23 protein-coding genes are annotated in these 23,177 nt (G+C 40.2%); 4 read left to right on the top strand and 19 right to left on the bottom strand.

Annotation, left to right across the window (positions count from 1 at the left end; all coding sequences use genetic code 11):
* Positions 1-34: 34 nt before the first annotated feature.
* From EKM98_RS02275 to EKM98_RS02215, 13 genes are all read right to left on the bottom strand, one after another.
* The gene (locus EKM98_RS02275; protein WP_125980299.1) at positions 35-739 is read right to left on the bottom strand and encodes a helix-hairpin-helix domain-containing protein; all 705 of its coding nucleotides are present in this window, start codon (positions 737-739) and stop codon (positions 35-37) included.
* A 112-nt stretch (positions 740-851) separates the two neighbouring features.
* A complete protein-coding gene (locus EKM98_RS02270) occupies positions 852-1,883 on the bottom strand; it encodes a SepM family pheromone-processing serine protease (RefSeq protein ID WP_125980298.1) in 1,032 nt (343 codons plus the stop codon).
* Positions 1,884-1,885: 2 nt separating this feature from the next.
* Complete coding sequence (gene coaD / locus EKM98_RS02265; protein ID WP_125980296.1) at positions 1,886-2,383, bottom strand: pantetheine-phosphate adenylyltransferase; 498 nt, start codon at positions 2,381-2,383, stop codon at positions 1,886-1,888.
* On the bottom strand, positions 2,380-2,946 hold the full coding sequence (gene rsmD, locus EKM98_RS02260; RefSeq protein WP_125980294.1) for a 16S rRNA (guanine(966)-N(2))-methyltransferase RsmD: 567 nt from the start codon (positions 2,944-2,946) through the stop codon (positions 2,380-2,382). The genes coaD and rsmD overlap by 4 nt, the downstream gene beginning before the upstream one ends.
* A 16-nt stretch (positions 2,947-2,962) precedes the next feature.
* Positions 2,963-3,301 carry a YlbG family protein gene (locus tag EKM98_RS02255; RefSeq protein ID WP_125980292.1) on the bottom strand — a complete coding sequence of 113 codons (339 nt, stop codon included), beginning with the start codon at positions 3,299-3,301 and terminating at the stop codon, positions 2,963-2,965.
* Between the two features lie 4 nt (positions 3,302-3,305).
* Entirely contained in the window at positions 3,306-3,731 is a 426-nt protein-coding gene (locus EKM98_RS02250) for a YlbF family regulator (RefSeq protein WP_125980291.1), read from the bottom strand.
* 17 nt (positions 3,732-3,748) lie between these two features.
* A complete protein-coding gene (locus tag EKM98_RS02245) occupies positions 3,749-7,186 on the bottom strand; it encodes a pyruvate carboxylase (protein ID WP_125980289.1) in 3,438 nt (1,145 codons plus the stop codon).
* Positions 7,187-7,231: 45 nt separating this feature from the next.
* Positions 7,232-8,389: an FtsW/RodA/SpoVE family cell cycle protein gene (locus EKM98_RS02240; protein WP_225418509.1), complete on the bottom strand. Its 1,158-nt coding sequence runs from the start codon at positions 8,387-8,389 to the stop codon at positions 7,232-7,234.
* Positions 8,390-8,407: 18 nt separating this feature from the next.
* On the bottom strand, positions 8,408-8,695 hold the full coding sequence (locus EKM98_RS02235; RefSeq protein ID WP_125980287.1) for a DUF1507 family protein: 288 nt from the start codon (positions 8,693-8,695) through the stop codon (positions 8,408-8,410).
* 199 nt (positions 8,696-8,894) lie between these two features.
* Positions 8,895-10,742 (bottom strand): translational GTPase TypA, encoded by a 1,848-nt coding sequence (gene typA / locus EKM98_RS02230; RefSeq protein ID WP_125980285.1) that lies wholly within the window; start codon positions 10,740-10,742, stop codon positions 8,895-8,897.
* A gap of 151 nt (positions 10,743-10,893) precedes the next feature.
* Positions 10,894-11,673: an inositol monophosphatase family protein gene (locus EKM98_RS02225; protein ID WP_125980283.1), complete on the bottom strand. Its 780-nt coding sequence runs from the start codon at positions 11,671-11,673 to the stop codon at positions 10,894-10,896.
* Positions 11,674-11,685: 12 nt separating this feature from the next.
* The gene (locus EKM98_RS02220; RefSeq protein ID WP_125980281.1) at positions 11,686-11,967 is read right to left on the bottom strand and encodes a UPF0223 family protein; all 282 of its coding nucleotides are present in this window, start codon (positions 11,965-11,967) and stop codon (positions 11,686-11,688) included.
* Positions 11,968-12,894: a Rossmann-fold NAD(P)-binding domain-containing protein gene (locus EKM98_RS02215; RefSeq protein ID WP_125980279.1), complete on the bottom strand. Its 927-nt coding sequence runs from the start codon at positions 12,892-12,894 to the stop codon at positions 11,968-11,970. It abuts the gene before it with no gap.
* Between the two features lie 162 nt (positions 12,895-13,056).
* On the opposite strand from EKM98_RS02215, the gene def reads away from it, so the two are divergent.
* Entirely contained in the window at positions 13,057-13,614 is a 558-nt protein-coding gene (gene def / locus EKM98_RS02210) for a peptide deformylase (protein WP_125980277.1), read from the top strand.
* Between the two features lie 135 nt (positions 13,615-13,749).
* Here def and EKM98_RS02205 read toward each other — a convergent pair whose 3' ends face one another.
* A complete protein-coding gene (locus EKM98_RS02205) occupies positions 13,750-14,268 on the bottom strand; it encodes a hypothetical protein (protein ID WP_125980275.1) in 519 nt (172 codons plus the stop codon).
* A gap of 238 nt (positions 14,269-14,506) precedes the next feature.
* Here EKM98_RS02205 and EKM98_RS02200 point away from each other — a divergent pair, with 238 nt between their 5' ends.
* The 3 genes from EKM98_RS02200 (at position 14,507) to EKM98_RS02190 (ending at position 17,513) form a co-directional block, all read left to right on the top strand.
* On the top strand, positions 14,507-14,749 hold the full coding sequence (locus EKM98_RS02200; RefSeq protein WP_068224796.1) for a DNA-dependent RNA polymerase subunit epsilon: 243 nt from the start codon (positions 14,507-14,509) through the stop codon (positions 14,747-14,749).
* A complete protein-coding gene (rnjA, locus tag EKM98_RS02195; RefSeq protein ID WP_125980274.1) occupies positions 14,724-16,406 on the top strand; it encodes a ribonuclease J1 in 1,683 nt (560 codons plus the stop codon). The genes EKM98_RS02200 and rnjA overlap by 26 nt, the downstream gene beginning before the upstream one ends.
* 165 nt (positions 16,407-16,571) lie before the next feature.
* On the top strand, positions 16,572-17,513 hold the full coding sequence (locus tag EKM98_RS02190; RefSeq protein WP_125980272.1) for a diacylglycerol/lipid kinase family protein: 942 nt from the start codon (positions 16,572-16,574) through the stop codon (positions 17,511-17,513).
* Here the strand turns inward: EKM98_RS02190 and recD2 are convergent.
* From recD2 to EKM98_RS02165, 5 genes are all read right to left on the bottom strand, one after another.
* Complete coding sequence (gene recD2, locus EKM98_RS02185) at positions 17,510-20,014, bottom strand: SF1B family DNA helicase RecD2 (RefSeq protein ID WP_125980270.1); 2,505 nt, start codon at positions 20,012-20,014, stop codon at positions 17,510-17,512. The genes EKM98_RS02190 and recD2 overlap by 4 nt on opposite strands.
* 11 nt (positions 20,015-20,025) lie before the next feature.
* Positions 20,026-20,691 carry a tetratricopeptide repeat protein gene (locus EKM98_RS02180; protein ID WP_125980268.1) on the bottom strand — a complete coding sequence of 222 codons (666 nt, stop codon included), beginning with the start codon at positions 20,689-20,691 and terminating at the stop codon, positions 20,026-20,028.
* Between the two features lie 8 nt (positions 20,692-20,699).
* The gene (locus tag EKM98_RS02175) at positions 20,700-21,359 is read right to left on the bottom strand and encodes a histidine phosphatase family protein (protein ID WP_125980266.1); all 660 of its coding nucleotides are present in this window, start codon (positions 21,357-21,359) and stop codon (positions 20,700-20,702) included.
* A gap of 119 nt (positions 21,360-21,478) precedes the next feature.
* The gene (gene mnmA / locus EKM98_RS02170) at positions 21,479-22,606 is read right to left on the bottom strand and encodes a tRNA 2-thiouridine(34) synthase MnmA (RefSeq protein ID WP_125980264.1); all 1,128 of its coding nucleotides are present in this window, start codon (positions 22,604-22,606) and stop codon (positions 21,479-21,481) included.
* A gap of 178 nt (positions 22,607-22,784) precedes the next feature.
* Entirely contained in the window at positions 22,785-23,129 is a 345-nt protein-coding gene (locus tag EKM98_RS02165) for a DUF1831 domain-containing protein (RefSeq protein ID WP_125980263.1), read from the bottom strand.
* Between the last annotated feature and the right edge of the window lie 48 nt (positions 23,130-23,177).

Here is a 23,177-nt window from a genome sequence, read left to right as displayed (position 1 = left end):
TATCAGTATAACAGAATTTAAAACAGGTAAAAAGTTAGACTGTAATGCTATCTTTTAAACTTTCAAAGGTTTTCTCACCAATTCCCGAAACCTTCTTTAAATCTTCAATCTGTTTAAACCCACCTTGTTCATTACGAAAATTAATAATTAATTCGGCCTTCTTCTGCCCAATTCCCGTTAACTGTTGTAGCTCCTCTGCCGTTGCTGTATTTAAATTTGTTTGGCCAGCTGCTTGTTGCCCGTCAGTCGAACTAGTTGTTGCGCCAGTACTGCCACTTTCGGCCATCGGCGGCGCCTGCTCTGCTAGGCCTAACTCAGCTGGAACCTCTTCCCCAATTTTAGGAATAAAAATAATTTGTTGATCACTTACCTGTTGAGCAAGATTTACTTGCTTTTGATCGGCATCATCAGCCAGTCCACCGGCCTTACGAATAACATCAAATAACCGGGTATTATCAGTCACCACATAAATACCTGGTTTTTTTACCGCCCCCTTAACATCAACAAAACCCTTTTGCATCGGTTGACTAGTTTGTCGTGCCTCAGTCGCTGTATTCTGGTATTGTGCACTAGTTGAACCATCTTGAATAACACTTGAACTTGAAAAAACGGCCTCATTTTTAGTTGCCGGCCGTTGAAATATCGCCTGATAACTAACGATACCTATAATGACAAGCAACAGACCAATCACACCACAATACCAATAACGTTTAATCAGGCCCAACCAATCAGTTGACATCCCCCATTCCTCCTTTCGCCACATTAATAAAATCCGCAAAAAAAGCCAACTAATACTTTTGAAAAGTTACTAATTTTAAAATTAGTAGCCCCTCAGTATTAGTTGGCACTTATTACTTAGCCAGATAATTTACGACATCCGTAAAATTCTTAACTGGCACAATCTTCATATGACTATGAATCCTTTTGGCCGCCTTTTTAGCAACTTGATAGTTATTTTGATAACCTGGATCAGCTTTCTTCATCGCGGCCGTTGCCGGAATATCAGGTGCAAAGAAAATCGTTGCTCCTTCATGGTTAGCGGCCACAACTTTTTTATCTATCCCACCGATTGGACCAACAGTTCCGTTAGCGGCCATCGTACCTGTTCCAGCTACTTTGCGTCCTCTGCGTAAGTGACCACCGGTTAACTGGTCATAAATGGCCGTCGTGAACATTAACCCTGCAGAAGGACCACCGATATCACTAACGGTTACCTTAACCGGAATTTTCGTTTTAATCGTCGAATGATCCACTAAAGTAATACCCAAACCAGATCGCTTTGTATTTGGTAAATGAATTAAACGCTGCGTTGTTTTCCGGGCCTGGCCTTTATGCCGATAAGTGACCGTTACTTTTGTGCCGACTGGCTTATCCTTGACGTAATTAATAAATGCGGTAGAGCTTTTAAAATGATGACCATCAATCATCGTTACAGTATCGCCAATCGCCAGTTTCCCATTAAACTGTGATCGTTTCATCAACGACATCACATAAATACCCAAATACTTGCGCTGGTAACTATGCCCTGCCTTTTTATAGGCAACCTGAATTGCATCGTTAATTGCTGATTGCATTTCGAAAGTTTGTAATTGATTAAACGTTTCACTGCTATCATTACCCATCAAATCATTTTTGCTGATTGTTTCTGAAAACGGCTGGGTTTTACTCCACAAATACGTTATCGGTCGTGCTTGCTGTAAAGCCACTGTTGTCAGCATATATTTGCCGGCCCGCTGATCTTTTTTGTGGTCAACCCTAACAAAACTATTTAAGTTTTCTGCCGTTCCAGGGGTTTCCAGATAAAAAGGCAGCGGCAAAAACAACCCAATGATAAGGACCAAAACACCAACTAAAACTAGCCATTTAGACCAGCGTTTTTTCATAGTTAGCCTTCTTTCGCCTTATATTTCTGACCTAATTCACGCGCAACTGCTGGTGGTACCAGATCTTCAATATTGCCACCAAACTTGGCAACCTCTTTGATCAGACTAGATGAAAGAAAAGCATACTTCTTTGCGGCCAATAAAAACACAGTCTCAATTTGTGGTGCTTGAATTTTATTCATCGCCGCAATGTCCTCTTCATATTCAAAATCACGAACATTTCGAATACCGCGCAGTATAAATTGTGCTCCCAATTTTTCGGCAAAACGGACAGTTAATTTAGCATCTTGAGCGACAACGCTAACATTGGGTAGTTCAGCGACTGCAGCCCTAATCAAAGTTAATTTTTCATCATTAGTAAACAACGGTTGTTTGGAGGTGTTAGTCATGACAGCGATAATTAATTTATCAAATAAATGGCTCGCTCGCCTAACTGTTTCTAAATGCCCGTTAGTAAACGGATCAAAACTCCCAGGGAAAATCGCAATTCGCTGTGTCATACTTCTGCTGCCTCCTGATAATGGTATAGCGTAACAGCAGTTAAGCCGTACGTTTGGCGTCGTGTTTGCTTAAAATTAGTTAATTTTTCTGGTAAGACGGTAGTACTATCCGTTTCGCAAACAATTACGGCCTCATTTTCAATTAAACCTAGCTCAGTCATTGCGCGTAAATCAGAAATAATTTGCTGCTTTGCGTACGGTGGATCTAACAAAATTAAATTAAATTTACAGTGCTGAACCGCCAATTTTTGGAGAGCATTCTGCGCACTCATTTTTAAAACAGTAAATTGTTTTTCGGCCTTAGTTAACTCAATATTTTCGTGAATAACCTTAATTGCCGCAAATTGACGATCAACTAAAGTTGCACTGGTCATCCCTCGGGAAACGGCCTCAATTCCCAGTGCACCGCTGCCAGAAAACAAGTCCAAACAATTGCCACCAGCAAAGTAAGGCCCAATCATATTGAAGATTGACTCCTTTACTTTATCCGTTGTTGGCCGTGTAGCTCGACCGGGTACTGCCTTCAATTTTCGACCACCAAAATTGCCAGAAATAATTCGCATTAACTAATATCCTCTTTTAAATCTTATTTTCTTTACGTAAATCTTGTGTTGTCAATAAAACTCGGGTTTCGTTTATTTCCTGGTTATTATTCTCGAAATCATCCAATTTACCAACGCGATCACCAAAATTCATATCTAATTCTGGTCGGTGTGAAACTTCAACCCGTTTAACAAAATGTAACTTTCTTAATTGCTGTAACGTTTGTTCAGCCACTGCCTGATCAACATATAAATAAACATACTTCATTTTTCGCGAACTGTAGTAAATAATACCGAAACGACGTAATTGTTTGATCTGCTTCATACTGTATAACCAAACCACAATTCCTTGGCGTGGCGTTACTTCAAATGCCATAATGTCATCCTTTCACTTGGCAATGCTTTCCCGGGCGACCAGTGGTAAAAAATGGATTACCAGTCGCCACCTTAACGTCCTTGGAAACACTATTTGCAATTGCAAGTCCAATTTCGTCCAAAATAGTTTGTAAATCCATTTCTGAACGCCGAAAATGCGCTACGGTCGGATCCAAATCAACTTGACGCTTAGCGTGACGGGCTGTTCGCCGAAGCCTTTTAAAATCAGGCGCGTAGGACCCATAATCTTTAATTAGGTCAAATTTTTCAGTTGCTTCCTGAAAACTCTGGATCTTTTTTTCCGCCACTTTATCCACCGCTAAGTTTACTTTAGCGGCCAAATAAGTTTTATAAGCGTCACTTTGCTTTAACGAAGCGATTAACGTATCAACTTGATCCGTAACTTCTAGTAAATTTTCAGTAATTATCAATTATAAAACCCCAGTCATCATTCTGGTTTTAATTCTAACAATAAATCGTTGGTGTCAACCCGATCGCCCTCTTGAACGTAAAGATGACTAATACGACCAGTAAAGGGTGCCTGAATCGTTGTTTCCATCTTCATGGCTTCTGTAACCAACAACGGATCACCTTGTTGGACGACTTGATCCGTTTCAACCAAGACATTTAAAACGGTCCCCGTCATTGAAGCGCCGATCTGTTCTTGATTTGTTGGCTCTGCCTTCTGACTGACGACATCAGACTGTTTAGCATTTTTATCCTTAACAACAACTTCGCTTCGTTGCCCATTAACCGTAAAGTAAAGCGTTCGGTTACCTTCAATATCAGGTTCGCCAACCTCATTTAAGATTAAAATTAGAATTTTACCTGGTCGCAATTGTACTTCAACCCGTTCACCTAATCGCATTCCTTGGAAGAAGGTCGGTGTATCAAGCATTGAAATGTTGCCGTACTCAGACTCACGACGTGTATAGTCTAAAAAGACATCCGGATACAAAATGTAACTTAAAACATCCTCTTGCGTTGGTTCAGAATTCATCTTAGCGGCTAGTTCTTGCTTAACTGCCGTGAAGTCAACCGGCTTTGCCAAGCTTCCGGGTCTAACGGTTAAAGGCGTCTTTCCCTTTAAAATAATTTGTTGTAACTTCTTTGGAAATCCGCCAACTGGTTGGCCTAAATCACCCATGAAGAAATTAATGACCGAATCAGGGAAATCAATTGTTGCGCCATCATGGTAAACGTCTTCTTCCGTTAAATCATGTTGGACCATAAATAAGGCCATATCACCAACAACCTTTGAAGACGGTGTTACCTTAACAATGTCACCAAACATACTGTTAACCGTCGCGTACATTAATTTAACTTCTTCCCAGCGATTGCCCAGACCCATTGCGTGAGCCTGTTGTCGTAAATTGGAGTACTGGCCACCTGGCATTTGCGCGGAATAGTTATCTGGTAAAGGCGCATTTAAACCATTAGCAAAGTCATCATAGAATGGGCGAATGCCTTCAAAGTAGTGATTCAGCCGTTCCGTTGCCTTAACATCTAATTGAGGTTGGCGTACATTACCATCTAACGCATAATATAGGCTTTGCATACTTGGCTGACTTGTTGTTCCAGACAACGCACTTTGCGCCACATCAACAACGTCAACTCCCGCAGCAATCGCACGTTGATAGGTCATAACCCCATTACCAGTTGTATCATGCGTGTGTAAATGAATTGGTAAATCAACCTTATCTTTTAAAGAACTAACCAATTCATAGGCAGCTTCAGGCTTTAATAGACCGGCCATATCTTTAATGCCAATGATCGTTGCACCAGCGGCTTGAAGTTCTTTGGCCAAATCTAAGTAGTATTTCAAATTATATTTTTGCTTATCGGGATCAAGAATATCACCGGTATAACAAATGGCCGCTTCAGCAATCTTATTATTATCACGGACGGCCTGGATGCTCTTTTCAAGCTGGGGCACCCAATTTAAACTATCAAAAATTCGAAAAACATCAATCCCATCGGTTGCAGCCTGTTTAATGAAGGCAACCAGCATGTTATCCGGATAGTTTTTGTACCCAACGGCATTACTGCCCCGGAACAACATTTGTAATAGCGTATGGGGCATTTTTTGCCGCAATAACTTTAACCGGGTCCAAGGGTCCTCAACCAAGAAGCGATAGGCAACATCAAAAGTCGCGCCACCCCACATCTCATAAGAAAATAGATTAGGCATTGCCTGTTGCATTGAATCCGCAATCTTAACCATATCATGCGTTCGCATCCGGGTTGCAAAAAGGCTTTGGTGGGCATCGCGTAACGTTGTATCGGTTAATAAAACCTCCGACTGTTGCTTTAACCAATCATTAACTGCTAGCGGTCCCTTTGAATCCAATATTGTCTTGGCCGTAACTAGCTTCTTAGGGAAAGGTTTGAATTGTTCACGGTAATGGCCTTCAGGATAATATTTTTTCTCGTGACTTTCCACATCATCGTAACCATTAACCGTAATATCACCAATATATTGCATTTTTTGCGAACTATTATCAACTCGTTTAGCAACCTGAAAAAGAGCAGGTGTGTGATCAATAAAGGTTGTTTCTGCTTCTCCAGAAAGGAAAGTTGGGTGTTGAATAACATTTTCCATAAAGGCAATATTTGTTTTTACACCGCGAATTTTAAATTCATGAAGTACACGTTGCATCTTTTTTACGGCCTTTTCAAATGTATAAGCGTGCGTACAAACCTTAACTAATAAGGAATCAAAATAAGGTGTGATTACAGCACCGGCATATGCATTACCACCATCCAACCGGACACCATTACCACCTGGAGAACGGTAAGTTTCGATGGTGCCTGTATCTGGCATAAAATTATTCAACGGATCTTCAGTTGTTACCCGACACTGTAGGGCAGCACCGTGAAATTTAATGTCCTTTTGTTGTGGTAAACCAATATCCTTAAATAAATCTAAGCCTTGTGCGATCTTTAACTGCGTTTGAACAATATCAATTCCTGTAATCATCTCGGTAATAGTATGTTCAACCTGAACTCGTGGATTTACTTCAATAAAGTAAAATTGATCTTGTTCTGGCTCGAATAAGAATTCAACTGTTGCGGCGTTCTGATAATTAACGTGTGCCATAAAACGAACTGCCGCACTCGTGACTCGTTCCCGCTGTTCTGTCGTTAAAATAACGCACGGAGCAACCTCGATTACCTTTTGGTTACGGCGTTGCACTGAACAATCCCGTTCAAAAAGATGGACAACATTGCCGTGTTGATCCGCTAGTACTTGGACTTCAATATGTTTGGCCGATTTAATAAAACGCTCAACGTAAATTTCATCACTACCAAAAGACTGCATGGATTCACTTCGAGCACGATCATAACTTTCGGACAAATCCTCAGGACGAGAAACAACACGCATTCCGCGGCCGCCACCACCCATAGCCGCCTTGATCATCAATGGATAACCATATTTCTCACCAAAGGCTTGTAATTCGGCTAGATCTTTAATTGGTTCATCTACTCCTGGAATTGCCTGAACGTGGGCCTCTTTGGCCGCACGTTTAGCAGCCACTTTATCACCAAACATTTCTAGTAACTCCGGTGTTGGTCCAACAAAAGTAATTCCTTCTTCTTGACAGCGTCGAGCAAATTGTGCATTTTCTGACAAAAAGCCATAACCAGGGTGAATTGCATCGGCCCCACTCATTTTCGCCACACGAATAATATCTTCAATGTCTAAATAAGCCGCAATTGGTTGTTTCCCCTTACCAACAACGTAGGCCTCATCAGCCCTAAAACGATGAATTGAATATTCATCCTCTTTAGCATAAATTCCTACCGTTTTCAAACCTAGTTCTTGACATGCACGAATAATTCGGACCGCAATCTCCCCGCGATTTGCGATTAATACTTTTTTCATGCTCTCAGCACCTTTCTCATTTTCAAATCAATTAAATAACCAAAACTACTTGCTTTTAACTAAACTAGTTTTCTTTTCCGTTGCACTGATGTTTAGGGCAACTCCCATTGAAAGTGCCAAAACCAACATGGATGAACCACCATAACTGATAAACGGAAATGTGACCCCAGTTATTGGCAATATTCCGCAAACCCCGCCAAGATTAAACGACGTTTGAACAACAATCATGGTGCCAATTCCAATACATAACAACGCACTGAAAGGATCCTTAGATCGAACGCCAACTAAAATAATTCTTGCTGCCAAAAAAAAGATCAAAAAGATCAATATGGCAACCATAACAAAGCCTAGCTCCTCAGCCGTTATCGAAATAATAAAGTCAGTATTCGGTTCTGGTAAATAACCACGTTTTTGAATACTATTTCCTAGACCAACGCCAAACCAACCGCCATTATTAATTGCGTAGTAAGAATTAACCAATTGTTTACCACCTTTATTGGCCAACTCAAAAGGATTAATAAAGGACAGAATTCGTTGATATTGATAATTATTTTCTAGTGATTTTATTATGTGATGGGTTAAAAAATAAAACAAGCCCCCAACACTAGTCCCTAATAGTGCAATGAGCGTTAGCCCAATTCGGTAAGATAAACCACTAGTTAAAATTAACATTATTGCAATGGATAAAAGAATAGCCATGCCGCCCATATCTGGGGAAACAAGCACCATCCACATCATAACGGCAGCAATGAAAATTGGCCCGACTAAGGCACGAACAACTTCACTAAGCTTAGGTTCGACCATTCTTCGCTCACGCCGACTAAGTATGTATGCAAAATACCAAATCAACACTAATTTAGCAAATTCACCAGGTTGAATATTTATTGGCCCGATGTTAATCCACGCAGCAGCCCCATTAACAGAGTGGCCGAAAAAAATTAAATAACCTAACATAAGGAAAACGACAATTAATGCTAGCATAATTAAACGCCGATTTCGGAGCACTTTTAGTTTCATCGCGTAAACGAACGCGGCCAATATCAGCCCAACGATGGTCCAACTAATCTGCTTAACTAAATAGGATAATGGATTTTGACCAACCAAATTGGAACTAGCACTATAAACCATAACCACACCTACACCACAAAGCAGTAGGTAAGGGATTAAAATATAATAATCAATTAACTGTAACTTTTTTCGCACTTAAGATCCTGCTTCCTGTCATTTCTTTGGCCTTTGCTTTTCAAAGCTTTCATTATAAATCTCATTTAGCCGTTTCTCTAAGTCACGAACTAAATTATGCCCGGTCTTTGAGTCGACCATGCTCGTCCGAATAGCAAAGGTAACTTCCTTGGAGTAACCAAACATCTGTGTATCCACAACCTCTTCAAACGCTGGACATTGACTCAAGCAAAGTGAAACCTGTTGTTTACCAACAAGCCGAATAATATTCTCAGCATCATCTTCCAGTGCTTTGCGCGCGTTCTGGCGCTCAGATAAATCGGCCATTCACTGTACCCCCTTTTTAATACTTTATTATAGCATAGCAGGCCAGTTAGATTGGCAGAAACCGTACGCTGCTTTTTCTAGTTTACAATAAAAATGAAGCGGGGACAAAACCAAAATTGAAGCTTTACCATTTTTAAAAATTTAACTAACTAAAAACAGGGTAATCCAAATGGCTTGGATTACCCTGTTCAGTGTTTAATTATGCCTTTTTTGAGGCAATTTTTTTGTGTTTTGCAGTCCGTTCACGTTCACTAGTATCTAAAATCTTCTTACGCAAACGAATACTTTTTGGTGTTACTTCACAGTATTCATCTTCGTTTAAAAATTCGATTGATTCTTCAAGTGTCATTTTGCGTGGAATAGCAATGGCAGATGAATGATCCTTACCAGAAGCACGTGTATTGGTTTGCTTTTTACCCCTAGTTACGTTAACTGAAATATCAGTCTCACGATTACTTTGACCAACAATTTGACCTTCATAGATATCAACTGCCGCACCCAAGAATAATTCACCACGGCTTTCAATACCTTCAAGGCTATAAGTGGTTGTTTTACCAGCATTGATTGAAACTAAGGCGCCATTACGACGACCTGGTTCCCAATTCTTAATAACTGGTAAATACTTTGCGTAAGTATGGTTCATGATGCCATAGCCACCAGTTTGGGATAAGAATTCAGATGAATAACCAATTAAACCACGTGAAGGTGCTAAGAAAGTTAGGCGGGTTTGGCCATTGCCTTCACTTTCCATATTTTGCATCTCGCCTTTACGTTGTGAAAGTGAATCAATAATCGTACCCGTATATTGTTCAGGTGTGTCAATCACAACAGATTCAAAAGGTTCACACATTACATCGTCAACTTTACGGTAAATAACTTGTGGCCGTGATAATTGTAATTCATAACCTTCACGACGTAATGATTCAACCAAAATTGATAAATGTAATTCACCACGTCCAGACACAGTCCAAGCACTTGCTGAATCAGTATCTTCTACCCGCAATGAAACATCTGTATGCAGTTGTGTTTTTAAACGATCTTCCAATTTACGTGCGGTAACAAATTTACCTTCTTTACCCGCAAATGGAGAATCATTGGCAACAAATTGCATCTGCAAAGTTGGTTCATCAATCCGTAAAATGGGTAAAGCTTCTTGGTGATCAATTGGTGTAACTGTTTCACCAACGAAAATATCTTCCATCCCGGAAACAGCAATTAAATCGCCGGCCTTAGCTTCGTCAATTTCAACTCGCTTTAAACCGAAGAAACCAAAAAGCTTAGTTACACGGAAATTCTTAACTGAACCATCCAGCTTCATAACTGAAACTTGATCGCCAACTTTTATTTTTCCGCGGAAAACACGACCAATACCAATTCGGCCAACGTATTCATTATAATCCAACAAAGCAACTTGGAATTGTAATGGTTCGTCAGAGTTATCAATTGGTGCTGGAATTGTTTTAACAATGGTATCAAATAAAGGATTCATTGTGTGTTTTTGGGCTTCTGGATCTGATTCCAAACTAGAAGTTCCGTTGATTGCACTAGCATAAACAACTGGAAATTCTAATTGGTCGTCATCGGCACCAAGTTCGATGAATAAATCAAGTACTTCATCAACAACCTCTTCAGGACGAGCACCGGGACGATCAATTTTATTAATGACAACGATTGGTGTCAAATGTTGTTCCAACGCTTTTTTAAGAACGAACCGCGTTTGTGGCATTGTTCCTTCAAAAGCATCGACAACAAGTAACACACCATCGACCATCTTCATAATTCGTTCAACTTCGCCACCGAAGTCCGCGTGTCCTGGTGTATCTAAAATATTAATTTTAGTCCCTTGATAATCAACGGCCGTATTCTTAGATAAGATTGTAATCCCACGTTCTCTTTCGATGGGATTAGTATCCATCGCCCGATCCTCCAAATTAATATGTTCATCTAAAGTATCAGACTGTTTTAACATTTCGTTGACCAATGTGGTCTTACCATGATCGACGTGGGCAATAATGGCAATATTGCGAATATCATCTCTACGATTCACTGTACTCTTCCTTTCAAAGTCAAGGTTTCAGGTAAAATTGCACTCAGCTGTTAATTATAACAGAAAATACAAACTATGCGTGAACTTTTTCAGAAAACTCACGGCATAAAAAAACTGTGACGCTCGCCACAGTTTTGAAACTTCAGCTTCATTAATTGTTTTGAAATTCTTCAATCGTTTGTAACGCATTCTTATTCGTTACTAACACTGTTCCAGATTTTAACATATCAACCGGACTGCCGTCAATTCTCGTAACCAATAAATTCAAACTTTCTGCTAATACTCGCCCGGCTGCCATATCCCATGGCGCTAAATGCGAAATATAACCCACTTCATTTCCCAAAAGTACTTGTTGAAACTCAATACCAGCACTTCCAAGTATTCGCGTACCAGAGCTTGCGAGTCCAATCTCCTGTACATGATCAATATTTTTGGCAAACATTGGCCCATTAACACCGAATAACCCTTTGGCCAAAGGTTGTGCACCTGGTGCCGCTAACAAGTGTTCATTCAGATAAACACCCATTTGGGGCCCACCAAAAATAAACCGATTAGCCATAACTGCTAAGATATTACCATAAACTGGCTTTCCATCTTCATATAACGCCAACATCATTGCAAAATTATCCCGTTGTTTAACAAAGTTAATTGTGCCGTCAATTGGATCAACAAACCAAACACGTCCAGTCATCGAAGTAACTTGATCGCCAAATCCTTCCTCACTAATAATCTGATCAGTTGGAAAAGTTGCCTGAATCTGACTAACCAGAAAACGCTCGGTCTCCTTATCCAAATTAGTGACTAAATCAGTCCGCCCTGATTTAGTTTGGATGTTTAACTGTTCATTCATATGCTGCTTAATGTTAGTGGCAGCCTCGTTCATCCATTTGAGTGCTAAAGCATTAACTGCCCGAACTGCTTTTTCTTCCATTTTAAAACACCTCTACTTTGACGTCATCTTAAAGCGTTTTGTTTGTAAGGACCGAGCTAACTTCACGGCCTGATATAGCGAATAATCTGTTGCCGCCTCAAACTCTCGGCCCAGACGCTTTTCCTCCGCCATTGCGGGGACAATCTCTTTAAATGCTGCGTAGGTTTTTAAGAATTCCGTTCGATTAGTTCCCTTTTCATAGGCATCTTCTACTTGGCGAAAAAAATTTGTCACACTAATAATCTCCGCCGTTGTCCACTGGTCATCAAGTGGGTACTGATAATTCTGTTTCATCTAAGCTCCTATCTGTCCCGTTTCAATTTTGGTTAAAAAATCACGGGTCGCTTGCTTAACAATTGTCAACTCACTGGCCTCATCTTCAGCCAATGAGACTGAAGTCAACATTCTAACGCCAGTGTCACTAAGGTAGATCGGCGTACTATAAGCAACTTGTTGTTTATCATCAAAATGGTGTAAAGCAGTAAAAGTTGAAATAAGGCCATCCTCAAAAAATAACGCCCGAATAATTAACTGTAAACTAAGAGTCCGGGTTGCCATTTGTTTGGAATTAGCAATTAGCGTCAGCTGTTGTTCTAATTGTTGCATTTGATCAGCATCAAAATCAGTCGTATCACTGGCCACCAAGCTTAAAAGCGGTGATGCACCCAGATACGCCCGACTCCAGGCAATAATTTTATGCTCTGAATTACCCACCACGTAAGCCCGCACATCATGGCGGCCTACTCGTAGCCGTTTCTGTAATAAGCGCTCCAAAATTAAAGTATCAGTAAAGGTTCCTAGGCCAAAAATGTTGGCCTTTGGTAAACCAGAAAACTTCCAAGCCAAATAAGTAAAAATATCATCATAAGTTTGAAGTAAACATAACTTACCCGCGAATCCTTGACTCATAGCCGTACCAATTAAAGCCCGAAAATGCGGTAAAGTTGCCGCCACATAATCTGCCTTAGATTGTTTTTCCTGCTGTGGCATAATGTCAGTGAGTATTAGCAGGTCCGCGGTCTTTAATAGGCTTGCATCACCGCTTATCAAATCGACATGTGTTTGTAAATCAGCCGCACTAGCCAGCTGGTCAAAAGTAGCCTGATCAAACAAATCATCCTTAATCAAAGCGATTTCAATTGGAAAGTTAGCCAATAAGCAAGAAAATACCGTTTCGTAGACACTGTTCATACCACCACATACCACAATCCGTTTTTTCAAAAATAAGTCCCCCCAAAAAACAACTTAATTGGTTCTATTTTAAGCCTGTCAGTAGCGAAAATAAAAGGTTAAGTTTAAAAGTTGCCATCTTACCGTATTCTTTTTACTAAAAAAATATGCTAAACTATTCTCATAAATTGCGTGAAGCGGAGGAATAGTAAATTGATTACCATGAAAAATATTATCCGGGAGGGCAACGACACACTGCGTTCTCAATCAAAAGATGTCGCCTTTCCGTTATCAGCAGATAACAAAAAATTGGCCCAGGATATGATGACTTTCCTTGAAAATAGCCAAGACCAAAAGATTGCCGAAAAGTACCATTTACGTGCTGGTGTCGGTCTTGCCGCACCACAAGTTGATGTTCCGCTTAACATGGCCGCCGTTTTGGTTCCTGGTCCTGAAGGTGAGGATCCTAGTTTTAAAGACGTTATTATTAATCCAGTAATTATTAGCCACTCCGTTCAGGGTGCCGCTTTATCTGAGGGCGAAGGCTGCCTTTCCGTTGATCGGGATGTCCCCGGCTATGTTGTTCGCCATGATCGCATTACACTGCGTTATTTTGATACCAATGGTGAGCAACATAAAATTCGTCTAAAAAATTATCCCGCAATTGTTTGTCAACATGAAATTGATCATCTTCACGGAACACTTTTTTATGATCACATTAACAAACAGGAGCCATTCTCAATGGAAGATGATGATTTAATCATCGAATAACTAAACTTCGCTATACTAACTTTTAAGATTACCAATCACACCGATTGGTTCTTACGATTAAATAAAAGCGCGACTGCTGCCATAAGTAAATTATGGCACGGCCTCGCTTTTATTTTTCCTTGCTTTAAACAACTGCTAATTAGTCCCTTTTTCAACACTTAGTTTACGCATATCCTTAATGTAGTTCACGGTTCCCTGATTAATCAAATAGGCAATATCAAAATGTAATTGCCCTTTAAATAACCACATATCGGATACAACAAAAACGGGATACCGTGTATCAATGGCCTTTAATCCTTCCGCCTGAGCAATTTCGTTTAAATCAGCCTCAAACTGATCGCTAATTGAGGCCAATTGATCTTTCTTTAGTTGTGCCACTTCAAAATGATACTCAAATAAAAGAACACCTCGACCCCAAATATCGGCCGCAAGCTCCGAACTGGCCCGTTGCGTTTGGGGATCAAATTGAAGTGCCACTTGTTCTTTACTTTGTAACTGCGCTAAACTAACCGTAACAACCTCATCAGTTGTTTGCTGACCATTTGCTTGCAGTATTCGTAATGCACGATTTCGACGCAAACGACGTAATACAAAGAGTCCACCGCCTAGTAATAGGATAAGCACAATAAAAACTACTATAACGATAATATTCATTTACGAGACCTCTTTCATTAGTTTAGTTATTATAGTTACTTTACCACAAACAAGTCCGCTAAAAAATCGACGTGCGTGGTTTGTATACTTATAAAGTGAATTATGCTAAACTTAGGTCACATGTTGTTTCTACAACCATTTGTTCGGTCATTTTGACAATTAAATCGCCGTTAAAAATCCCACCGCAATGTGGGCTTTTTAATAGAGCCAATACATTTTAAAGGAGCGAATCATTTCTATGATTTACAAAGTATTGTATCAGAAGGACAAAGACATCGCACCGCGCCGTGAAAGCACAGAAACACTGTACTTAGAGGCCGATAGCGCTGTTGCTGCACGTGCAATTATTGAACGTAATACCCCCTACAACATTGAATTCATTCAGGAACTCAATGGTAATCATTTAGATTACGAACAAAAAAGTGCTAATTATAAATTAACGGAGTTTTCTGTAAATGAAAAAACTGAACGTCAAGAATAATGAAACCGCCGTTTTTGCCATGGGGGGCCTAGGCGAAATTGGTAAAAACATGTACGGTATTCAATTTCAAGACGAAATTATTTTAGTTGATTGTGGTATCAAATTTCCGGAAGATGAATTATTAGGAATTGATTACGTTATTCCTGATTTTTCGTATGCTATCGCTAATTTACCCAAAATTAAGGCATTAGTCATCACCCATGGTCACGAAGATCATATTGGTGGTATTCCCTTCTTGTTACAACAAATCAACGTCCCAATTTATGCTGGACCATTGGCACTTGCCTTAATTCGGGGTAAATTGGAAGAACGTGGCTTATTGAAGGACGCAGATCTACACGAAATTAATGAAGACACTGTTCTAAAATTCCGCAAAACAAGTGTTTCTTTCTTCCGGACAACACATTCAATTCCCGATACACTTGGGGTTGCAGTCAAAACACCGCAAGGAACAATTGTTGAAACTGGTGATTTCAAGTTTGATCTAACACCAGTTGGCGATCAGCCTGCACCAAATTTTCAAAAGATGGCTAAACTTGGTGGCGATGGTGTTTTGTGTTTAATGTCTGACAGCACCAACGCTGAAGTTCCTAGCTTTACCAAATCTGAACGGTTTGTAGAAACATCAATTCGGCACATTTTTGATCAAATTGATGGCCGAATTATATTTGCTACTTTTGCTTCAAATATTTCACGAATTAAAGAAGCAGCAGATGCCGCCATGAAAAATGGTCGGAAAATTGCTGTTTTTGGCCGTTCAATGCAAAATGCCATTGTCAACGGAACTGATCTTGGTTATTTAGATATTCCTGATGATGTTCTCGTTGAAGGTAACCAAATCAACCAACTACCTGCCAGCGAACTTATGATTCTTTGCACCGGCTCGCAAGGTGAACCAATGGCCGCTTTAAGTCGAATTGCTAACGGTACCCACCGGCAAATCTCCATTCAACCTGGTGATACAGTCGTCTTTTCTAGTAATCCAATTCCTGGTAACACACTTAGCGTCAATCACGTTATTAACGAATTGTCTGAGGCTGGCGCTACTGTTATCCACGGCAAGGTTAATAATGTTCATACTTCTGGTCATGGTGGCCAGGAAGATCAGAAATTAATGCTACGGCTCATGAAACCGAAATTCTTTATGCCAGTCCACGGTGAATACCGAATGCAAAAAATCCACACCGAACTAGCTCAACAAACACACGTCCCTAAGGATCATACTTACATCCTTCAAAATGGTGATGTGCTTGCGCTAACTAGCGATTCGGCGCGAATTGCTGGTCACTTTAATGCCGGTGACGTTTACGTTGATGGTAGTGGCGTTGGTGATATTGGCAATGTTGTTTTACACGATCGGCAAGTGCTCTCGGAAGAAGGCATTGTGATTGTTGTTGCGACAATTAATCTAAAGAAACAAGAGATTTTGGCTGGTCCGGATATCCTATCACGTGGTTTCGTCTATATGCGTGAATCTGGTGAATTGATCAATCAAGGCCAAAAGCGTATTTTTCACGTAATGAAGAACGTTTTTAATAATAACGATACTGTTACTGAAAATATGCTTCGCGAAGCCATTACAGATGATTTGCAAGAATTCTTATTTGAAAAGACTGAGCGACACCCAATGATTTTACCTATGTTGGTTACTGTCTAAACTAAAAGTGTGGTGCGCGGGATGAGACTAATTATCCCGCGCACCACACTTTTTTTGTCCTTTTTTCCGTTAAAAAAATAACTTTGAGTAAACACACAACTTTTGCTTGTCAATTTGAATAACACCGATATAATAGACTTATTGCTTATTAAGGAGTGATTCGTAGTGCCCAGCACGAAAAATTACGTTGTTTTATTGAATGAATTTGCTGGTGGCGGTCAAAGTAAAGAAGCCTGGCCGAAGCTTGCGCAACGTTTAAATCAACATTTAATTAATTACCAATTATACCGAACTGAATATCCTGGCCACGCAACCAAACTGGCTTATAAATTGGCACAAGAAGCTCCTGCTGACACAATTCTAATTGTGGTTGGCGGCGACGGTACCCTTCATGAAGCACTCAACGGTCTTCAACGGATCCCTGAGAATACAATCATTTTGGCCTACATTCCTTGTGGTTCTGGGAATGATTTTGCTCGTGGTGCCGGTATTTCCCGCCAGCCACTGCATGCATTAGAACAACTACTAAAGGTACAGCACCCACGTACGTTTGATGTTGGTCATTATCAGGAAGATTTAGCGCATGAACATGGCTTTTTCATGAATAATATTGGAATCGGTTTTGATGCAGCTGTTGTTCACGCAACTAATCGGGCCCCTTCAAAACGTTACCTAAATAAATATCATTTAGGTTCATTAGCCTACATTGTTTCCCTTGTTGGTACCTTTTTTCGGCAACAAGCTTTTCCAGTTAAAATCACCAGTCAGCAAACAACCACCGAATTTAAACGAGCATTTTTAGTCACAACGACTAATCATCCTTACTTTGGAGGCGGGGTTCCAATTATGCCTTCCGCTTCAATGCACGATCATAAATTAGACCTCGTTGTTATGGAGCGCGTAAACACCCTTTACTTCATCTTTTTATTCATCATGATGTTTCTTCATTTACACACGCATTTTAAGGCAGTACACCATTTTAAAGCAGAAAAATTACGTATTCAGACTGCCAGCGCCGAATTTGGACAGGCCGATGGTGAAAATATGGGTAAGCGTGCGTTTGATATTACTTTCGATGTCCGCCATCAACGCTTTTTATATCGTTAATTATCCATAAACATTTTCGGTGTCACATCATTCATCCCAATCATTGGGTCAATCTGGCCACTCGCAACTAACTGTGGCGTTAAATGATAATCGGCCGCTGGTACTTTTGCCTGCGGTAACTTAGTTGTTACTGGTTCAGAAACTGTTGCTTGATCAGTTGAAACCTCATGTTGATAATCAGTTGATTGATCCTTAATGAGGTTGGCCTTAGCGTAAGGTACTTCAGTACCCTCAAACGTAACTTTTAGTCGGTTAGCTAGTGTCGTCTTTCGATTAATTGATTCATGAGCGACACTATCTAAAAAAGCCTGCTTTTCCCCCACCAAAATTAATAGCTTTTCTGCCCGCGTAACTGCTGTATACAGTAAGTTACGCTGTAACATCCGCTGGTACTGGTGAACCATTGGTAAAATAACCATGGTGAATTCACTACCTTGCGCCTTATGAATTGATGTACAAAAGGCCAAGGTCAATTTACTCCAGTCGTTGCGACCATACGTCACCTCCGTTGCATCAAACTGAATCGTCATCTTATCAGTCTTATCTTCATTACCTTTATCTTTAGCGTATTGAATACTAACGACCTCACCAATATCACCATTAAAAACATTTTGTTCCGGGCTATTGACTAAGTGTAAAACCTTATCTCCAATTCGAAAAGTTTGATCACGAAAGCTAACTTCTTTTTTATGATTTTTGGTCATTGGATTTAAGATCTTTTGAACATCAATATTTAATTTATTAATTCCGGCAGCCCCACGGTACATCGGTGCCAGAACTTGAATGTCCTTAGTTGTAAAGCCCTTAGTTTTCGCCCGAGTAACAACTTGTGAAATTACTGAATCAACTTGATAAGCATTACAAGCAATGAAAGAACGATCAACTTTATTTTCAGAAAAATCAGCGGGCAACTTACCTTCTTTAATAGCGTGGGCCAAAGGTATAATCGAAGACTGATCATCTTGCCGGTAAATTTCGGTTAATTCATTTTCTGGTAAAACGCCACTAGTCAATAAATCATAGAAAACTTGTCCTGGACCAACTGAAGGTAACTGATCTTTATCACCAACCAAAATAACCTGCATCGTACTAGGAACAGCATGAATCAACATTCGAAAAAGATAGGTGTCCACCATTGACATTTCGTCAATAATTAATAACCCACCTTCTAAATCCTTAGTTGCGATATCTGGATTGGTTTCACGCCCATTTAGGCCTAATAAACGATGAATTGTGCTGGCCGGCAGATCAGTTGTTTCACTCATTCTTTTGGCGGCACGCCCAGTTGGAGCCGCCAATAAAACGGGAAACGGCTTATCCTTATAATCAGCCTGATCTAGCGACAAGCCGTTTAGCTCACCAAATAGCGTTACAATCGCATTAATAATGGTTGTTTTACCCGTTCCAGGGCCGCCAGTTAGTAAAAAGACACGGTTGGTTAGCGCCATTTTTATCGTTGCAATCTGTGACGCACCATACTGAATTCCAAATAATTTTTCAATCCGGCGAATTTCTTTATCTAAATCACGACCGGGGTAGCTAATTGGGTCTTGTTTCTTCTCAAGTTTTAATAAATGTTCTGCAATTTGCCACTCGGCGTTGTAAAGTGATTTTAAATAAATTCGATTTTCTTCACCAACAATTTTCCCCTGATTAGCCAATTCAACCAACTGTTGGGCGATTGTCTCAGGATCGATCGATTGATTACGACTCTCTTCAAGTAACCGCAAGCTGGCCGTTAATAGTGGCTTTGCGGTCGTATAGGTATCACCATTAGTTTGTGCCAATTCTGTAATTTCCTGTAAAATGGCCGCTTGAATACGTTCAGGCGCATCCGCCGCAAACCCTTGTTTAGCAGCAATGTTGTCCGCTTTTTTAAAACCGATTCCAGCAATATCCGCAACTAATTGATATGGATTTTCCGTAATAATTTTCAGAGTATCTTGCTGGTAACGTTCATAAATTGAGTAAGCCAGCTGACTTCCAAAGCCATAGCCATTCAGGCCAATAATAATCTGATCCATCCCGTTATTTTCGGATAATTCGGTCACTAATGCAGTGATTTTCTTTTGGTTCAGACCTAAGGGTGCCAACACTGAACTATCCTGTAAAATCTTGTTAATTGCGTCAGTCCCCAATGTTGTGACAATTTTTTCAGCCGTTTTTTTACCAATACCCGCAAAGTGATCACTAGACAAATAGGCAATCAGTCCTTCTGTAGTTGTGGGCTTATTCAATTGGTAATTTTCTGCCTGAAATTGTTGGCCGTACTTCGGGTGGGTCACTAACTTTCCAAAAAATTGGTAAGTTTCTTCCTCTTTAATTTCACCAAAACTACCAGTTACGACAATTTCATCCTCGTGCCAATCAAAATTAGCCTCAGTTACCTTGACTAGTAAAACCTTGAAAAAATTCGTGGCATTTTGGAAAAAGATGGCACTCACCTTACCAACAATATTCGGTTTTTCATCTTCATCAAAAAGTGCTAACTCCTCAGCCATACTGCCTCCTACTATTTGTGTTCTTTATCTGCGGTTAAATAACGTTCAATATCAATTAATTGATGCTTTTCTTTTGCAAAATAAGTGGCGTCTAATTCTTTAGCCTTAATAAAATAAGCATTATTCTCCGAATCACCAAGCGCTAATGCCGCCAAACCGCTCTTAAAATTAGCGGCAGCATCTTCTGGTGCACTTGCCAGCGCCTTTTTATAGTAGGTTTCAGCCTGCTTAAATTTGCCTAAAGCCAGCCATAAATCACCAACTAACAGATTGGCATCCTTTTGCCTTGGTTGCGCCTGCTGCGCCGTTAGAGCAAATGCCAACGCCCGAGCATAATCCTGTTTCGCCTGATAAGTTGACGCCAACATATACAACTGATCGTTCTTTAGACGCTTCAAAGTTAAGTGTTGAAACTGCTCCAGTGCTTGGTCGTACTTACCCGCAGAATAATAAATGGTCCCTAAACTATATTTTAGATCTTGATTATCTGGAAAACGTTGCAGAGCAGTTAAAATTAATTTTTCGGCCTGCGTATAATCTTTTAAAACAACCAAAAAAGCGGCCAACTGTAAATAATTATCAACGTTGGTCGGATCATGATCAATTGCCACAACAAGAGCCTTAACCGCCCCTTGTTGGTCTCCTTTTTGCCATAATGCTTTAATTTTTTTATTCATTTAATCACCTAAATTGTATCGGTCGGATCTAATTTCTTTTGAAGATAGTGTGTATCATTCCATTTAAGCAACTGGTAAGACTCACCACTATCCGTTGTTTCAATTGTTGTGACGCTAGTGTTTGATAAACCGCCATTTTTACGCATATCGGCAATTGGCGTTCCTAATAATGATTGAATCAACGCCGTTAAAGCAGCTCCGTGACTGACAATAAGATATTGCCCGTGCCCATTATCTTGGGCAACAATTTCGCGAATAGCTGGTTGCATTCGTTTAATCAAATCAGGAAAATTCTCGCCGGCAATATTTTTAGGATTATAGTCTGCCGGTGCATACCGAAATGCATGTAGTTCTTGGGGAAAATTCTTTTCAACTTCCGTAAACTGCATCCCTTCCATTTGGCCTAAATTAAATTCACGTAACCGATCGTCTATCGTAACTGGAATATTACCTGGCAAAAGACGATCAAGTTCTAAGGCCGTTGTTTTTGCACGTAACAACGGACTACTATAAATTCGATTGAAATGAAGGGGGGCTAGAAATCCCGCCAAATCCTTAATCCCAGTATAACTTTCTTTGAGTAAAGGCGAATCGCCGTGCGCCCCTTGGTAACGTCCTTCTAAATTCCACTGCGTTTTGCCATGACGAATAAAATATAATTTAGTCAATTTTTCGGACTCCTTAACTACCTTTCCTACATTATGCTTAATTAGACCAGTAAATTCAAGGGGAAGTCCGTTTGCAAAATAAAAAAGAGCAGGGCATTTAGTCCCAACTCTTCCGCAAATTAAACGTACTGCAAAACACGATCATCATTATAGGCGGCATTAATGGTACCACTGCCTAAGCACTCATCGCCATCATAGAGTACAACTGCTTGTCCTGGTGTAATTGCCCGAACTGGCTCATCAAACTCAATTAAGGCCGTCTGATCAGCGTTTAAATGGACAGTAACCCCAGTATCCTTCTGCCGATAACGGAACTTAGCTGTTACGTGGAAAGTAGTCCCCCGATCAAGCTTAGACGTAAAAGCAAACTTAGATGCCTCTAAATGGGTTGCGTACAAGTGCTCGTTGTGAAAACCTTGACCAACGTAAAGTGTATTGGTCTTTAAATCCTTACCAATAACGAACCAAGGGTCATTGCTCTTACCGTTGCCACCAATACCTAAACCTTGGCGCTGACCAATTGTATAGTACATTAGACCGTCATGAGTACCCTTAACTTCCCCATCAACCGTCATCATCTTACCTGGTTGGGCTGGTAAATATTGACCTAAGAACTGCTTGAAGTTCTTCTCGCCAATAAAGCAAATTCCCATCGAATCTTTCTTTTCGGCTGTAGCCAGACCGTACTTAGCGGCTACCTTCCGAACCTCTGGCTTTGTCATCTCACCAAGCGGAAACATAACCTTCTGTAGCTGATCCTGGGAAAGTTGACTTAAAAAGTAAGTTTGATCCTTATTGCCATCAACGCCGCGCAACATATGCACGGTCCCATTAGCATCCTTTGTTACCCGAGCGTAATGCCCAGTCGCAATATAGTCTGCACCTAATTCTAAAGCATAATCTAAGAATGCCTTGAACTTAATTTCTTTATTACAAATAACGTCTGGATTTGGTGTTCGTCCATGCCGATACTCATCCAAGAAATATTCAAAGACCCGATCCCAGTACTCCTTCTCAAAATTAACGGAGTAGTACGGAATTCCAATCTCGTTAGCTACTTTGGTGACATCCTTGTAATCTTCGGTAGCAGTACAGACACCATTTTCATCGGTATCGTCCCAATTTTTCATAAAGACACCAACAACGTCATAGCCTTGCTCCTTTAAAAGGAGTGCAGCTACTGAGGAGTCGACACCGCCAGATAAACCGACGACAACGCGCGTATTAGCGTTTGCGTTTTCGCTCATTAGATCACCATCATTTCAAATAGATTCTGAAAATCCACGATTTGAAGGTCGCTTAATTCAGTAACTTTTATTATAACAACCCACCATTAGATTGCAAGAAACTAACAAAAAATAAGTAATTACTAGTGAGAACTATTTTTGCTCATCACCAGTGACTACTTACACTTGAAATAATTGGTTAAATTTTTTTCTGAATGACTTTACGTTCAATTAAATCGGCAACAATAAAATTGAATTGTTCTACTTTTTCCGCGCTATCCTGACGTTTAAAAATGTCAACTGGCTGCAAACCATTGGCAGTGGTAACGGACATCGTAAAACCACTCAAATCCTTGGCCACAGTGATTTTCAACTTAATTGCTTGTTTAACCGGCGCCGTTGGATCTAACGGCCGGGCAAAAGTGAAGCTGCCATTCTTTTTTTCCATGAAACCAACGTCTCTTAATGTATAGCGTTTTACTTCTGAGCTTAACTCATAAACGGTTGAGTCGCCCTTTACGCTATCAGTTTTCAAAAAAGCCATTTTAAATAACCTCCTAAGTTCACAATGATATTTTTTCGTAAACCCCAA

It is taken from the genome of Loigolactobacillus iwatensis, from assembly GCF_003950295.1.
Lineage (GTDB): Bacteria > Bacillota > Bacilli > Lactobacillales > Lactobacillaceae > Loigolactobacillus > Loigolactobacillus iwatensis.
Note: the sequence above shows the minus strand (reverse complement) of the source record. Positions and strands in the feature narration are given on the sequence as shown.

What these genes read in the sequence shown, in the direction of transcription:
- rnjA (WP_125980274.1), top strand. Translation starts at nt 14,724, where the DNA reads ATGAAAAAACTGAACGTCAAGAATAATGAAACCGCCGTTTTTGCCATG.
- EKM98_RS02245 (WP_125980289.1), bottom strand. Translation starts at nt 7,186, where the DNA reads ATGAAAAAAGTATTAATCGCAAATCGCGGGGAGATTGCGGTCCGAATT.
- coaD (WP_125980296.1), bottom strand. Translation starts at nt 2,383, where the DNA reads ATGACACAGCGAATTGCGATTTTCCCTGGGAGTTTTGATCCGTTTACT.
- EKM98_RS02205 (WP_125980275.1), bottom strand. Translation starts at nt 14,268, where the DNA reads ATGAATATTATCGTTATAGTAGTTTTTATTGTGCTTATCCTATTACTA.
- EKM98_RS02270 (WP_125980298.1), bottom strand. Translation starts at nt 1,883, where the DNA reads ATGAAAAAACGCTGGTCTAAATGGCTAGTTTTAGTTGGTGTTTTGGTC.
- EKM98_RS02200 (WP_068224796.1), top strand. Translation starts at nt 14,507, where the DNA reads ATGATTTACAAAGTATTGTATCAGAAGGACAAAGACATCGCACCGCGC.
- rsmD (WP_125980294.1), bottom strand. Translation starts at nt 2,946, where the DNA reads ATGCGAATTATTTCTGGCAATTTTGGTGGTCGAAAATTGAAGGCAGTA.
- EKM98_RS02255 (WP_125980292.1), bottom strand. Translation starts at nt 3,301, where the DNA reads ATGGCATTTGAAGTAACGCCACGCCAAGGAATTGTGGTTTGGTTATAC.
- EKM98_RS02275 (WP_125980299.1), bottom strand. Translation starts at nt 739, where the DNA reads ATGTCAACTGATTGGTTGGGCCTGATTAAACGTTATTGGTATTGTGGT.
- recD2 (WP_125980270.1), bottom strand. Translation starts at nt 20,014, where the DNA reads ATGGCTGAGGAGTTAGCACTTTTTGATGAAGATGAAAAACCGAATATT.
- EKM98_RS02180 (WP_125980268.1), bottom strand. Translation starts at nt 20,691, where the DNA reads ATGAATAAAAAAATTAAAGCATTATGGCAAAAAGGAGACCAACAAGGG.
- EKM98_RS02220 (WP_125980281.1), bottom strand. Translation starts at nt 11,967, where the DNA reads ATGAAACAGAATTATCAGTACCCACTTGATGACCAGTGGACAACGGCG.
- mnmA (WP_125980264.1), bottom strand. Translation starts at nt 22,606, where the DNA reads ATGAGCGAAAACGCAAACGCTAATACGCGCGTTGTCGTCGGTTTATCT.
- EKM98_RS02225 (WP_125980283.1), bottom strand. Translation starts at nt 11,673, where the DNA reads ATGGAAGAAAAAGCAGTTCGGGCAGTTAATGCTTTAGCACTCAAATGG.
- EKM98_RS02165 (WP_125980263.1), bottom strand. Translation starts at nt 23,129, where the DNA reads ATGGCTTTTTTGAAAACTGATAGCGTAAAGGGCGACTCAACCGTTTAT.
- EKM98_RS02235 (WP_125980287.1), bottom strand. Translation starts at nt 8,695, where the DNA reads ATGGCCGATTTATCTGAGCGCCAGAACGCGCGCAAAGCACTGGAAGAT.